Origin of the sequence: Pseudomonas tehranensis, assembly GCF_014268615.1 — a bacterium.
Classification (GTDB): domain Bacteria; phylum Pseudomonadota; class Gammaproteobacteria; order Pseudomonadales; family Pseudomonadaceae; genus Aquipseudomonas; species Aquipseudomonas tehranensis.
Genome location: NZ_JABWQV010000126.1, coordinates 1 through 13527, shown reverse-complemented (window position 1 = coordinate 13527; position 13527 = coordinate 1). Strand labels below are relative to the sequence as shown.

The following is a 13527-nucleotide window of genomic DNA, read 5'->3' as shown; positions in this document are numbered from 1 at the left end:
CGCGAGCAAGCCCGCTCCCACAGGGTTTTGTGGTATTCAGGCGGGCGTGTCGAGGTCCAGGTGCAGGTTATCGATCAACCGGGTGGTGCCCAGGAAAGCGGCAACCAGAATCACCAGGTCACGATCCTCTGCCGTGGCCGGACGCAAGGTACGGGCGTGGCGGATTTCCAGATAATCAGGACGCAGGCCGGCAGTTTTCAGTTGCGTGATCTGCTCGGCCACCAGCGCCGGGAAATCCCGGCGGCCCAACCTGATCGCCTCGGCAATCTGGCTCAGGCTGCGATAGACCACGGGTGCCACCGCGCGTTGTTCCGGGCTGAGGAAGCCGTTGCGCGACGACAGCGCCAGGCCGTCTTCGGCGCGAACGGTGGGCTCGCCGATGATCTGGATCGGCATGTTCAGGTCATGGACCAGCGCGCGGATCACCGCCAGTTGCTGGAAGTCCTTCTGGCCAAACACCGCAAGGTCGGGCTGGACCATGTTGAACAGCTTGCTGACCACCGTCGCCACGCCCTCGAAATGCCCCGGACGGCTGGCGCCGCACAGGCCTTCGGACACTTGCGGGACGCTGACCCGGGTCTGCCCGGTCATGCCGTCGGGGTACATTTCTTCGACGGTTGGCGCGAACAGCAGATGGCAGCCGGCCTGGAGCAGCTTTTCCTGATCGGCGGCGAGGGTGCGCGGGTATTTGTCCAGGTCTTCGCCGGCACCGAACTGCAGCGGGTTGACGAAAATGCTTGCCACCACGAAGTCGGCCCGCTGCGCCGCTTTGGTGACCAGCGCCATATGGCCGCTGTGCAGGTTGCCCATGGTCGGCACGAAAGCGATGCGTTTGCCTTCGCTGCGGGCGCGGGCCACGGCAGCCCGCAGTTCGCGTACGGTTTTGACGGTGTTCATGCAGAAAATCCGTGCTCGACGCCAGGGAAAGTCGCCGCCTTGACTTCGGCAACATAGGCGCCCAGGGCGGCCTGAATGGTCGTTTGCCCGGTCATGAAGTTCTTCACGAACTTGGGGACGCGACCGGTGATCGACAAGCCGAGCATGTCGTGCAGCACCAGTACCTGGCCGTCGGTGGCGCTGCCGGCGCCGATGCCGATGACCGGGATCTTCACCGCCTGGGTGATTTCCTCCGCCAGTTCGCTGGGCACGCATTCGAGCAGCAACATCGCGGCACCCGCCTGCTCCAGCGCGATCGCATCGGCGCGCATCTGACGGGCCTGGTTTTCATTGCGGCCCTGAACCTTGTAGCCACCGAGGATGTTCACCGCCTGGGGCGTCAAGCCCAGGTGTGCGCACACCGGGATGCCGCGTTCGGCCAGCAGGCGAATGGAATCGGCCAGCCACAACGCGCCTTCTATTTTCACCATGTGGGCGCCGGCCTGCATCAGCATGGCGCTGTTGGTCATGGTTTGTTCGAGGGTGGCGTAGGCCATGAATGGCAGGTCGGCAAGGATCAGCGCATCGGTGTTACCGCGTTTGACGGCGGCCACATGGTAGGCCATCTCGGCGGTGGTCACCGGCAGTGTGCTGTCGTGACCTTGCAGCACCATGCCGAGGGAATCGCCCACCAGCAGCACTTCGACACCGGCCTCATTGCAGGCGTGGGCGAAGGTTGCGTCATAGCAGGTCAGCATGGTGATTTTTTCACCTTTTTGCTTGAGACCTTGCAGCGTGGTCAGGGTAATAGCTGGCATGAAAAAGTCCTCATTAGGCGCTCGTGATCTACTGCGAGTAACGCGCATGATGGGTCATTTATACAGGCGCACCTTCTATGCGTGGTGCTTGTAAGGCCTGGATTGCGCCCTTTAGCGCCGCGTTGGCGGCAACGGGACGCCTATAGTCGTGAGGAGTACCCGGGAAGTCAATTGGATGTGTTACCGCCGGGTGTTACCGGGGTTACTGATGCGTTTCAGCGTGGGGGAGAGTCTCGAAAGTGACTGTAGGGTCCGAGTTTTGTGGGAGCGAGCCTGCTCGCGATTGCGGTGTGTCAGTCGACATTTGCATTGGCTGAATCACCGCTATCGCGAGCAGGCTCGCTCCCACAGGCTATCTACGTCAGTTGGAGGACAAGCGTTCCAGGCCGACAAACGGGCACGCTGCGAGCAAATCCTTGAGCAGACGCCCATCGGCCAGGCACAGGTCGGTGGGTGCCAGTTCTGCGAGGGGATAGAGGACGAAGGCCCGGGCGTGCATGTGGTAGTGAGGGACTTTCAGGCGGGGTTCGTCGATCAGGCGATCGCCGAACAGGAGGATGTCCAGGTCCAGGGTGCGCGGACCCCAGCGTTCCAGACGTTCGCGACCTTGCCCGGTTTCGATGGCTTGCAACGCATCGAGCAGGTCCAGCGGCGCCAGGCGACTGTCCAGCGCCGCGACCGCATTGGTGTAGCGTGGCTGGCCGGGCAGCAGGGAGTCGCTCTGGTAGAACGCTGACACGCCCGTCAGGTGTGTATCGGGCAGTTGCGCCAGCGCCTGGATAGCGCTGCGCAATTGTTCGGCGGGCTCGGCGAGGTTGCTGCCCATGCCGATGTAGATGTGTTCCATCGACTATTCGTCCGAAGCGCTCGGGACACCGGCACGTTTGCGCTTGGCGCCGCTACTGCGACGACGCTTGCGCGGGCCGCTGGCGCCATCGTCCTTGCCGCTGAGCTCGCGGATCATGTCGCGGCGCTCGCTGTCGTTGGCGTCCTGGTAGTCGGTCCACCATTCACCGAGGCCATCGGTTTGTTCGCCGGCGCTTTCACGCAGCAGCAGGAAGTCGTAGCCAGCCCGGAAACGCGGATTGTCCAGCAGCAGGTCGGCACGTTTGCCGCTGCGCCGTGGCAGGCGTTCCTGCATGTCCCAGATTTCGCGGATCGGCATCGTGAAGCGTTTCGGAATCGCGATGCGCTGGCACTGTTCGCTGATCAGCTCGTGGGCGGCTTCCTGCATGGCGGGGATCGGCGGCATGCCGCGCTCCTGCAGGCGCAGCACCCGGGCCGGGAGAGCAGGCCAGAGCAGTGCGGCAAACAGGAAGGCCGGGGTCACCGGTTTGTTCTGCTTGATGCGCAGATCGGTGTTGATCAACGCTTCGCTGATCAGGGTGTGGGTGTAGGTCGGGTTGTACTCCAGCGCTTCGGCGCTGGCCGGGAACAGCGGGTCGAACAGTTGCAGGTCCACCAGCATTTCAAAGGTGTCCGCCGCGTTGCCTGACAGGAACAGCTTGAGCACTTCCTCGAACAGGCGCGCCGACGGGATCTCCCGCAGCATCGGCGCCAATTCGCGGATCGGCGCGGCGCTGTGTTTTTCGATGCCGAAATCCAGCTTGGCGGCGAAACGCACGGCTCGCAGCATGCGCACCGGGTCTTCCTGGTAACGCTGCTTGGGGTCGCCGATCAGGCGGATCAGGCGGTTACGGATGTCGTGTACGCCATTGGCGTAGTCGAGGATGCGTTCGCTGACCGGGTCGTAATACAGGGCGTTGATGGTGAAGTCGCGGCGCTGCGCGTCTTCTTCCAGCGTGCCGTAGACGTTATCGCGCAGGATGCGCCCGCTCTCGTTGCGTGAAGACTGGTTGCTGTCTTCTTCTTCATCGCTTTGCGGGTGGTTGGCGCGGAATGTTGCCACTTCGATGATTTCGCGGCCGAAGTGGATGTGGACCAGCTTGAAGCGCCGGCCAATGATCCGAGCGTTGCGAAACTCGGCGCGGATCTGTTCCGGCGTGGCGCTGGTGGCGACGTCGAAATCCTTGGGTGTGATGTTGAGCAGCATGTCACGCACACACCCACCCACCAGATAAGCCTGGTAACCGGCGTTCTGCAGGCGTTCGACAATGTTCACCGCGTAACGGCTGAACTGGGCCTTTTGCAACGAGTGCTGGCCACTGTTGAGCACTTCAGGCGTGCTGCGAATGTGTTGCGTACGACGCAAGGGAGAACGGAATGACTGGAACAGCTTCTTCAGCATGGGATGCACTGTTTGAAGGAATATTCGGCCAAAAACGAAGAGTGACCGCATGATGGGCGGGGATTCTAGCATTTAGTCGAGGGATGGTGTAGGACGGAGCAGTTTTGAGCTGCAAGCTTGAGCGACAAGCCTTGTAGGCTTCAAGGAAGGGGAATGCCGGAAACCACAGGGGGAGCCGAAGCTCCCCCAGAATTAGTTGCGTGCTCTGTTTTTATTATTGATTTCGGGCTTCTTGTTTTTGTTGAGTGCCCGCGCCACGAGGTTTTCCCTGCGTGACCCTCCCATTCGGGAGTCAAGAGCAAACGGATTGCTTTGGTCGCTGTGTTGCAGTGATCAATCGATCCAACCAGTTCAGGCACCTGTCTTGAGACAGTTTTTATTGTTCTCGGCCTGGTTGTGGGGCAAGCCCCAAATACAACGCCTCTCCAAAAGAATCAGTTAGCTGCGCCTCTCGCCGTCTTGTTTTTATTGTGCGTGAGTCGATTCGTCTTATTTTTATTGTCGTTTACACGGCTTGTTATTGTTCTTGTACCAAAGCTATAGCAGGGTGCGTGCCAACTTTTGCGAACCCCAGCAAAGCCGGGGGAATGGTGGGGTTGCTGGTTTTTTCAGGGCGAAAAAAAGCCGGGGTTTCGTTACCGTAAACCCCGGCTTCTGTTACGTGAAAAAGCTGAGGTAACAGTTTTTTCACATTGGGCGGTGTTACCCGCGCACCTCAGCTTTCGCTGGCGACCCCGGTCTTGCGGCGAGGGATACCCAAGCGCTGCCGGCGTTCCCACAGGCATTTGCGACTAACCCCCAGCTTGCGTGCCAGTTCGGTCTCAGTCATGTGGTCCTGGTGTTCGAGGACGAAATGCTGGAAGTAATCTTCCAGGGACAAGTCTTCGGTCGGTTCGTGACTGGAGTTGTTGGCCCCTCCCTGTTGGGGGGCCAGGCCGATGAACTCTTCATCGTCCAGGTCACTCAGCTCGATGTCGATGCCCAGCAGGTCCGCCGAGATTTCCGGGCTCTCGCACAGGATCACTGCACGCTCTACCGCGTTTTCCAGCTCTCGAACGTTACCCGGCCAGGCGTAGTGACGAATGGCCTGTTCAGCGTCCGGGGCGAACTTGAGATCGGTGCGGTTGACCCGTGCGCTCTGGCGGGCAAGGAACGCATTGGCGATTTCGTTGACGTCGGCGCCACGCTCGCGCAGGGCCGGCAACTTGAGGGCGATGACGTGCAAGCGGTAATACAGGTCCTCACGGAACTGGCCGATTTTCGCCAGGCTCTTGAGGTCACGGTGAGTAGCGGCGATCAGGCGCACATCGACTTTCTGCGACTGCACCGACCCGACCCGCCGGATCTCGCCTTCCTGAAGCACCCGCAGCAAACGTGCCTGGGCTTCAAGGGGCAGCTCACCGATTTCATCGAGGAACAGCGTCCCGCCGTCCGCGGCCTCCACCAGCCCGGCGCGCCCGGCGCTGGCGCCGGTGAACGCGCCTTTTTCATGGCCGAAGAGTTCGGACTCGATCAGGCTTTCCGGAATCGCCGCACAGTTCACCGAAATCATCGGGGCCTTGGCCCGTCGGGACAGGTTGTGCAGCGCCCGGGCGACCAACTCCTTGCCGGTGCCGGATTCGCCCTGGACCAGGACATTGGAGTCGGTGGGCGCCACTTTGCGGATCTTGCTGTACAAGTCCTGCATGGGCGGGCAGGAGCCGATGATGCCGATTTCGCCGTTATGGTTGCCGGCACCACCTTTGGCGGAGGCTGTCGCCTTGCTCGCGGGTTCCGGCGCATGGCTGGCCGCCGTCTGTCGATCGCGCAGGATGCGGGCCACGGCCTGGAGCATCTCGTCGTGGTCAAACGGCTTGGCGATGTAGTCCACTGCGCCCATTTTCATGGAGTCTACCGCCGAGCGCAGGCTGGCGTAACTGGTCATGATCAGCACCGGCGTGCCCTGGCCGAGCTTGATCAGTTCGGTGCCGGGGGCGCCTGGCAAGCGCAGGTCGCTGACGATCAGGTCAAACGTTGGAATGCTGAAACGTTCTTGTGCTTCCTGCACTGAACCGGCTTCGCTGACCTGGTACTGATTGCGTTCCAGCAGGCGGCGCAAGGCGGAGCGGATAATTGTTTCGTCTTCGACGATCAAAATGTGCGGCATTGATTCGATTCTCTCGACGGTCTCAGTTCACAGCGGACGTCGCTTCGACATGACGCGGCAAGGTCACCCGTATACGGGTGCCGCGTTGGCTTTGTACATCGGCCGGGCTGTCGATGGTGATTTGTCCATAATGCTCTTCAACGATGGAATAGACCAGTGCAAGGCCCAGACCGGTGCCTTCGCCCGGGTCCTTGGTGGTGAAGAAAGGTTCGAACAATCGGTCCATGATGTTCTGTGGAATACCGCTGCCTTCGTCTTCGACGATCAGGTCGATCGTGTGTTCGCTGGCTTCGCTCTTGACCCGCACCGCACTGCCCGCAGGTGAGGCGTCGCGGGCGTTGGACAACAGGTTGATCAGTACCTGGGCGAGCCGCTGAGGATCGCCGTCGACCCAATGGTCCGGGTCACACAGGTTGAAGAATTGCACCTCGAAATTGCGCCGGTTAAGGGCCAGCAGACCAATGGCGTCCTGGGCCACTTCGGCCAGACAGACGGGCTCATCGTTGTGCTGGTGGCCGCCGGCATGGGCGAAGCTCATCAGCGACTGGACGATGCGCGACACCCGCTTGGTCTGTTCGAGGATCTGGCCGCTGATTTCCGTCAGTTCGCCATCGTCCTCGCGCTCTTCGCGCAGGTTTTGCGCCAGGCAGGCGATGCCGGTGATCGGGTTGCCGATTTCGTGGGCCACCCCGGCGGCCAGCCGGCCAATGCTTGCCAAGCGTTCGGAGTGAACCAGTTTGTCTTCGAGCATCTGAGTGTCGGTGAGGTCTTCCACCAGCAGTACCAGGCCGCTGTTACCCGGCGCCAGTGGCTCGTCGATCGCCGCTTTGTGCAGGTTCAACCAGCGAGTCTGGCCGTCAAGGGCCAGGTGCTGCTTGTGCAAATGCTCATCCGGCAGGTCGATGAAGCCTTGCAGCAGGCCTTTCCACGGCTCACTCAAGGTACTCAGGCGCGAACCGACCACACGCTGGGCGGCGATTCCGGTCAGTTCTTCCATGGCCTTGTTCCACATCAGGATTTCCTGGTCCTTGGCCAGGGAGCACACGCCCATCGGCAGTTCCTGCAACGTCTGGCGGTGGTAGCGGCGCAAGGCGTCGAGTTCGGCGGCCAGGCCGGTGAGGCGCGAGTGGTAGTCTTCCAGGCGGCTCTCGATGAAGTGGATGTCTTCAGTGACATAGTTCTCGCCGCCGGCCTTGTAGGGCAGGAACGTCTCGACCATGTCCTGGGCCACGCTGGGGCCCATCAGGCCGGACAGGTTGGCTTCGATCCGGTCCCGCAGGCGACGCAAGGCGTACGGACGGCGTTCATCGAAGGGCAGGTAGAGGTCGCGCAGTGCCTGCTCGACTTCTTTTTGCGCGGCCTTGGCGCCCAGGGGCTTGGCCAGTTGCGTGGCGAACTCCTGGGGCGAGGCGGCGTGCAGTTCCCGACGCTGGGGGCGGCGAACATTGTCCACTGCGCAGGCTTCGGCGGCGCTGGCCTCTTCGCTGCTTGCGTTGGTGAACAGTGAAATCAGGGTGAACATCAGCACGTTCGCCGCCAGCGAGGCGATAGCCGCCATGTGCCAACTGGTGTCGTCGAGCACGTAGATCATATTCAGCAACGGGATATAGAAGCCCTGCATGTTGCCCAGCAGTGGCAACAGCATGGCGACCAGCCACACCAGGATCCCCGCGAGCAGACCGGCGATAAAGCCACGGCGGTTGGCAGTTGGCCAATACAGCACCGACAGTACGCCGGGCAGGAACTGCAAGGTGGCGACGAACGCGACAATGCCGAGGTTGGCCAGGTCCTGTCCGTCTCCCAGCATCAGGTAAAAGCCGTAGCCGGCCATGATGATGGCGACGATCAGTGCCCGGCGGGTCCATTTCAGCCAGCGGTAGATATTGCCCTCGGCCGGCGGCTGGTAGAGCGGTAGCACCAGATGGTTGAGGGCCATGCCCGACAGCGCCAGCGTGGTGACGATGATCAGGCCGCTGGCCGCCGACAGGCCACCGATGTAGGCCAGCAACGCCAGGGCCTTGCTGTTGGCGGCGATGCCGATGCCGAGGGTGAAATACTCAGGGTTGGTGCTGGCGCCCAGCTTCAGTCCGGCCCACAGGATCAGCGGCACCGCCAGGCTCATCAGCAGCAGGAAGAGCGGCAGCCCCCAACTCGCGCTCACCAGCGAGCGCGGGTTGAGGTTTTCGGTAAAGGTCATGTGGTACATGTGCGGCATGACGATCGCTGACGCGAAGAACACCAGCAACAGCGTGCGCCACGGGCCTTCCTGCAGAGGTGTGTGCAGGGCGGCGAGGGCGGTCTGGTTCTGCAGCAGCCACAGCTCCAGTTGTTGCGGGCCATCGAAGACGCCGTACAGGGCATAGAGGCCGACGCCGCCGATGGCGATCAGTTTGATCACCGATTCGAAGGCGATGGCGAACACCAGGCCTTCGTGTTTCTCCCGGGTGGCGATATGGCGGGAACCGAAGAAAATCGTGAAGAGAATGATCAGCGCGCAGAAACTCAGTGCGACCCGGTGCTGCACCGGTTCGCGGGTGAGGATGCTGATGGAGTCGGCCACCGCCTGGATCTGCAGGGCCAGCAACGGCAGTACGCCCACCAGCATGAAAATCGTGGTCAGCGCGCCGGCCCAGGTGCTGCGAAAGCGAAAGGCGAACAGGTCGGCCAGGGATGATAGCTGGTAGGTGCGGGTGATTTTCAGGATCGGGTAGAGCAACACCGGCGCCAGCAGGAATGCCCCCGATACACCCAGGTAACTGGACAGAAAACCGTAGCCGTACTGATAGGCCAGCCCGACCGTGCCATAGAACGCCCATGCGCTGGCGTAGACGCCCAGCGACAGGGTGTAAGTCAACGGGTGGCGGATGATCGCCCGGGGGATCATGCCCCGTTCGCTGATCCAGGCGACGCCGAACAGCACTGCCAGGTAGGCGGCGCTGATCAGGATCATCTGGGTCAGGCTAAAGCTCATCGGCATCTTTTTGGCTCTGCAGGATGAAGGTCACGACGATCAGGATCAGCCAAAGCAGATAGGGCCGATACCAGGCACCCGTGGCGTCGATCCACCAATCCATGATGGCCGGGGAGAACAGATAAATCCCCACTACCAGGAGCAGGACCAAGCGATAGATGTACATCCCGGCCTCTCTTTTTTAAACGCGTGCCCGAAAACGTGCGGCGATGGTAACGGATGGGGGCCAAGCTGCAAGCGCCGTCAACGTATTTGCGCCTCTGGCAGGGTCAACGTGCGCGGGATCTTCCCGGCCTCCCAATGGCGAATGCCCCAGTCCAGCAGGTCCCGGGGGCTGGCGTCGACCCGTTCGGGGCCCGGCTGTTGGCCCAGTGCGCGCAGTGCCCGCAACAACATTGGCGTGGCCTGATCGGCCGCCAGCGGTGGCGAACGATAGGACTTGCCGAGTTTATGCCCGTCCGGCTGGGTGATCAGCGGCACATGCAGGTAGCGCGGTTGTGGCAAGCCAAGCAGCTCTTGCAGGTACAGCTGACGTGGCGTGGAGTCCAGCAGGTCGGCGCCGCGCACGATATCGGTGACCCCCTGCCAGGCGTCGTCCAGCACCACCGCCAGTTGATAAGCATAGAGTCCGTCGCGACGGCGAATCACGAAATCGCCGACTTCACGGCCCAGGTGTTGACGGAACTGGCCTTGTACGCGGTCGCTGAAGTGATACGCCAGCTCAGGAACGCGCAGGCGGATGGCCGCGTCTTTGATGTCGTGACCGGCGTTGCGGCACAGGCCTGGATAAATGCCCTGATACGGCTCCAGTTGTTTGCGCGAGCAGGTGCAGGCATAGGCCAGACCCTGGCTGAGCAGGCGATTGATGACCTGGTCGTAGGCCTCATGGCGCTCACTCTGGCGGACCATCTCCCCGTCCCATTCAAACCCGTAGCTTTGCAGTGCCTTCAAGATTGCCGCTTGTGCGCCAGGCTCTTCCCGTGGTGGGTCAAGGTCCTCCATGCGCAGCAACCAGCGCCCGCCGGCGGCCCGGGCATCCAGATAGGACGCCAGCGCGGCGACCAGCGAGCCGAAGTGCAGATGGCCACTGGGCGTGGGGGCGAAGCGGCCGATGTAGGGGGCAGTGGGAGTCATGGGGCGTATGTTACTGAGTCCAGCCGGGCAGAAACACACATCTGGCGATCACGATATCTCCTGTGGGAGCGGGCTTGCTCGCGAAAGCGGTGTGTCAGTTGAAGTATAGATTGAATGATTCATCGCCTTCGCGAGCAAGCCCGCTCCCACAAAGTCGTCAGGCTTGGAGAACGTTTCAGAAACAAAAAACGGAGCGTGTGAACGCTCCGTTTTTGTTACAGCCCAGGCAATTACTTGCCGACCTGTTTTTCCTTGATTTCCGCCAGGGTCTTGCAGTCGACACACATGTCGGCGGTCGGACGTGCTTCCAGCCGCTTGACGCCGATCTCGACGCCGCAGGACTCGCACCAACCGTATTCTTCATCTTCGATCAGTTGCAACGTCTTGTCGATTTTCTTGATGAGCTTGCGCTCACGGTCGCGGGCGCGCAGTTCGAGGCTGAATTCTTCTTCCTGACTGGCCCGGTCGGCCGGGTCGGGGAAGTTCGCCGCGTCGTCTTTCATGTGATCCACGGTGCGGTCGACTTCCTGCATCAAGTCCTGTTTCCACTTGTTCAGGATCTTGGTGAAGTGCGCGCGCATGGGGGCGCCCATGTACTCTTCGCCAGCTTGCGGGACGTACGGCTCAAACCCGCTGAGCGACTGATTTTGATTCTGCTTTGCTTGGGTGGGCATGAATGGACCGCCTCTACTCTTGTAATCCACTACGCAGGATTGCTCCATCACCGACACCTGCCGGCCCTGCGGCTGCAAGCGGGCGAACTTACCAGATCAAATCGGGCCGCGCTACTCCCGGTTGTCGAGCCTGCGGTGGCCGGGGCTTGCAAAGCGTGGTCAAGTTCAGTCCGGTGGAGTGACAAACCTGCTCAATGCTTGATTCTAGTCAAGCCTGGGCCAATCGCAGGAGACATTTGCTGCAGGCGGCCGGACCCTGAGTTTGTGCTCGCTTGCGCAGTTGTTTCTGGGTTGGCCGGAGAGTTAGGTAGAATCGGTTCTTTTTTACCAGAAGGAAGGCTAATGGCTCAGCCCTACAGTGCGCGTAGCCGCGCCATCGAACCTTTCCATGTGATGGCGCTCCTGGCCCGTGCCAATGAGCTGCAGGCCGCCGGGCACGATGTCATCCATTTGGAGATCGGCGAGCCGGACTTCACCACGGCTGAGCCGATCATCCAGGCCGGCCAGGCCGCGCTGGCGGCGGGAAAGACCCGTTACACGGCGGCCCGTGGCATCCCCGAGCTGCGCGAAGCCATCGCCGGTTTCTATGGGCAGCGTTACGGTGTGGACATAGACCCACGGCGCATCCTGGTCACGCCGGGCGGATCCGGCGCGTTGCTGCTGACCAGCGCGTTGCTGGTGGACCCGGGCAAGCACTGGCTGTTGGCGGATCCCGGTTACCCCTGCAATCGCCACTTCCTGCGGCTGGTGGAGGGTGCGGCTCAATTGGTGCCGGTCGGCCCGGACGTTCGCTATCAACTGACCCCGGACCTGGTGAACCGCTACTGGGACCAGAACAGCGTGGGGGCGCTGGTCGCGTCGCCGGCCAACCCGACCGGGACGATTCTCAGCCGGGACGAACTGGCCGGTCTGTCCAAGGCAATCAAGGGCCACAACGGTCACCTGGTGGTGGATGAGATCTATCATGGCCTGACTTATGGCACCGACGCCGCGAGCGTGCTGGAAGTCGACGATGAAGCTTTCGTCCTTAATAGTTTTTCCAAGTATTTCGGCATGACCGGCTGGCGGCTGGGTTGGCTGGTGGCCCCTTCGGCGGCTGTCGGTGAGCTGGAAAAGCTGGCGCAGAACCTCTACATCAGTGCGCCGAGCATGGCCCAGTACGCGGCGTTGGCCTGTTTCGAACCGGCGACAATCGAGATATTCGAGCAGCGTCGTGCCGAGTTCGCGCTGCGGCGCGACTTTCTGCTGCCGGCCTTGCGTGAGTTGGGTTTCGGCATTGCGGTGGAGCCAGAAGGCGCGTTTTACCTGTATGCCGACATTCGTGCTTTCGGCGGCGATGCTTTTGCGTTCTGCCAGCACTTTCTGGAAACCGAACATGTGGCGTTCACGCCCGGGCTGGATTTCGGCCGCCATCAGGCTGGGCACCATGTGCGTTTCGCCTACACCCAGAGCCTGCCGCGGCTCCAGGAGGCGGTGGAGCGAATCGAGCGCGGACTGCGGAGTTGGCAAGGCTGATGCTTTTTTCACCTGCGCTGGAAGAAGGTCGGCTGATTCGACGTTATAAGCGTTTTCTTGCCGATATCGAGACCGTTCATGGCGAACTGCTGACGATTCACTGCCCCAACACCGGATCGATGCTCAATTGCATGGCCGAAGGCGCGCGAGTCTGGTTCAGTCGTTCCAGCGACCCCAAGCGCAAATTGCCCGGCACCTGGGAAATAGGCGAGACCCCCCAGGGGCGGTTGGCCTGCATCAATACCGCGCGAGCCAACCCGTTAATCGAGGAGGCCCTGCGGGCTGGGGTCATCAGCGAGCTGAACGGTTTCACCGGGCTCAAGCGTGAAGTGGCCTACGGTCAGGAAAACAGTCGGATCGATTTTCGACTGGACTATGACGAAGGCTGCGCCTGGGTCGAAGTCAAAAGTGTCACGTTGGGTTTTGACGGCACGACCGTGGCGGCGTTTCCCGATGCGGTGACCCAGCGGGGAGCCAGGCATCTGCGCGAACTCGCTCACTTGGCCCGGGACGGCGTGAGGGCGGTGCAGTTGTATTGCGTCAACCTGAGCGGGATTGACGCAGTGCGTCCGGCACAGGAAATCGATCCGGTGTACGCGGCGGCCTTGCGCGACGCTGTGGCCGCGGGTGTGGAAGTGCTGGCCTACGGGGTGACGCTGACGCCCGAGCAGATGTGGGTGGACCGCCCGTTGCCGGTGTTGCTCGAACCGCTACAGCTCAGCCCAGATCCCCTGCTGGTCCTCCCGACTGTCTAACGCAGCCAGGAACTGTCCGGCGCAGGGACCAGCCACGCACTCACCGCTTTCGATCAGGAACAGTGCGCCATGGGTGGCGCACTGGATCAGGCTGGCGCTGGCGTCGAGAAACTCGTCGGGCCGCCATTCCAGCGGCACACCGCGGTGCGGGCAGCGGTTGAGATAAACATAAACCTGGCCTGCGCGACGCACGGCCAGCAACCTGCGCCCATCGATGTCGAAACCGCGACTGCTGTTGTCGGGCAGTTCGGCGCCGGTACAAAGAAACTTCATGTGGGTCTCTATGGTTATGAGTGATCGAGTTTATGTGGGAGCGAGCCTGCTCGCGATAGCAATCGATCAGTGAGCAGCAATGTGGTCGACACACCGCTATCGCGAGCAGGCTCGCTC

The 13527-nt window shown here is 61.6% G+C and carries 12 protein-coding genes; 2 read left to right on the top strand and 10 right to left on the bottom strand.

The annotated features are described in order from the left end of the window. Positions 1-36: 36 nt before the first annotated feature. The 9 genes from panC to dksA form a co-directional block, all read right to left on the bottom strand. On the bottom strand, positions 37-897 hold the full coding sequence (panC, locus tag HU811_RS17490) for a pantoate--beta-alanine ligase (protein WP_186657203.1): 861 nt from the start codon (positions 895-897) through the stop codon (positions 37-39). Continuing rightward, a complete protein-coding gene (panB, locus tag HU811_RS17485) occupies positions 894-1694 on the bottom strand; it encodes a 3-methyl-2-oxobutanoate hydroxymethyltransferase (RefSeq protein WP_092403023.1) in 801 nt (266 codons plus the stop codon). Before panB ends, panC begins: the two co-directional genes overlap by 4 nt. A gap of 361 nt (positions 1695-2055) precedes the next feature. After that, positions 2056-2541 (bottom strand): 2-amino-4-hydroxy-6-hydroxymethyldihydropteridine diphosphokinase, encoded by a 486-nt coding sequence (gene folK / locus HU811_RS17480; RefSeq protein WP_092403025.1) that lies wholly within the window; start codon positions 2539-2541, stop codon positions 2056-2058. A gap of 3 nt (positions 2542-2544) precedes the next feature. Continuing rightward, complete coding sequence (locus HU811_RS17475; protein WP_186657201.1) at positions 2545-3942, bottom strand: polynucleotide adenylyltransferase PcnB; 1398 nt, start codon at positions 3940-3942, stop codon at positions 2545-2547. A 715-nt stretch (positions 3943-4657) separates the two neighbouring features. Then, a complete protein-coding gene (locus HU811_RS17470; RefSeq protein WP_186657199.1) occupies positions 4658-6088 on the bottom strand; it encodes a sigma-54-dependent transcriptional regulator in 1431 nt (476 codons plus the stop codon). A 22-nt stretch (positions 6089-6110) separates the two neighbouring features. Next, positions 6111-9065, bottom strand: a complete 2955-nt coding sequence (locus HU811_RS17465; RefSeq protein WP_160893587.1) for a sensor histidine kinase — start codon at positions 9063-9065, stop codon at positions 6111-6113. Further along, entirely contained in the window at positions 9049-9225 is a 177-nt protein-coding gene (locus HU811_RS17460) for a hypothetical protein (protein ID WP_003176118.1), read from the bottom strand. The genes HU811_RS17465 and HU811_RS17460 overlap by 17 nt, the downstream gene beginning before the upstream one ends. 77 nt (positions 9226-9302) lie before the next feature. Next, on the bottom strand, positions 9303-10193 hold the full coding sequence (gene gluQRS / locus HU811_RS17455) for a tRNA glutamyl-Q(34) synthetase GluQRS (RefSeq protein ID WP_186657198.1): 891 nt from the start codon (positions 10191-10193) through the stop codon (positions 9303-9305). A gap of 230 nt (positions 10194-10423) precedes the next feature. Continuing rightward, on the bottom strand, positions 10424-10867 hold the full coding sequence (dksA, locus tag HU811_RS17450; protein ID WP_018609331.1) for an RNA polymerase-binding protein DksA: 444 nt from the start codon (positions 10865-10867) through the stop codon (positions 10424-10426). 342 nt (positions 10868-11209) lie between these two features. Between dksA and HU811_RS17445 the strand changes: the two genes are divergently transcribed. Next, positions 11210-12382, top strand: a complete 1173-nt coding sequence (locus HU811_RS17445; protein WP_092403031.1) for a pyridoxal phosphate-dependent aminotransferase — start codon at positions 11210-11212, stop codon at positions 12380-12382. Next, the gene (gene sfsA, locus HU811_RS17440; protein ID WP_186657197.1) at positions 12382-13137 is read left to right on the top strand and encodes a DNA/RNA nuclease SfsA; all 756 of its coding nucleotides are present in this window, start codon (positions 12382-12384) and stop codon (positions 13135-13137) included. The genes HU811_RS17445 and sfsA overlap by 1 nt, the downstream gene beginning before the upstream one ends. On the opposite strand, the gene HU811_RS17435 is transcribed toward sfsA, so the two are convergent. Next, positions 13093-13410: a Rieske (2Fe-2S) protein gene (locus HU811_RS17435; RefSeq protein WP_186657196.1), complete on the bottom strand. Its 318-nt coding sequence runs from the start codon at positions 13408-13410 to the stop codon at positions 13093-13095. The genes sfsA and HU811_RS17435 overlap by 45 nt on opposite strands. Between the last annotated feature and the right edge of the window lie 117 nt (positions 13411-13527).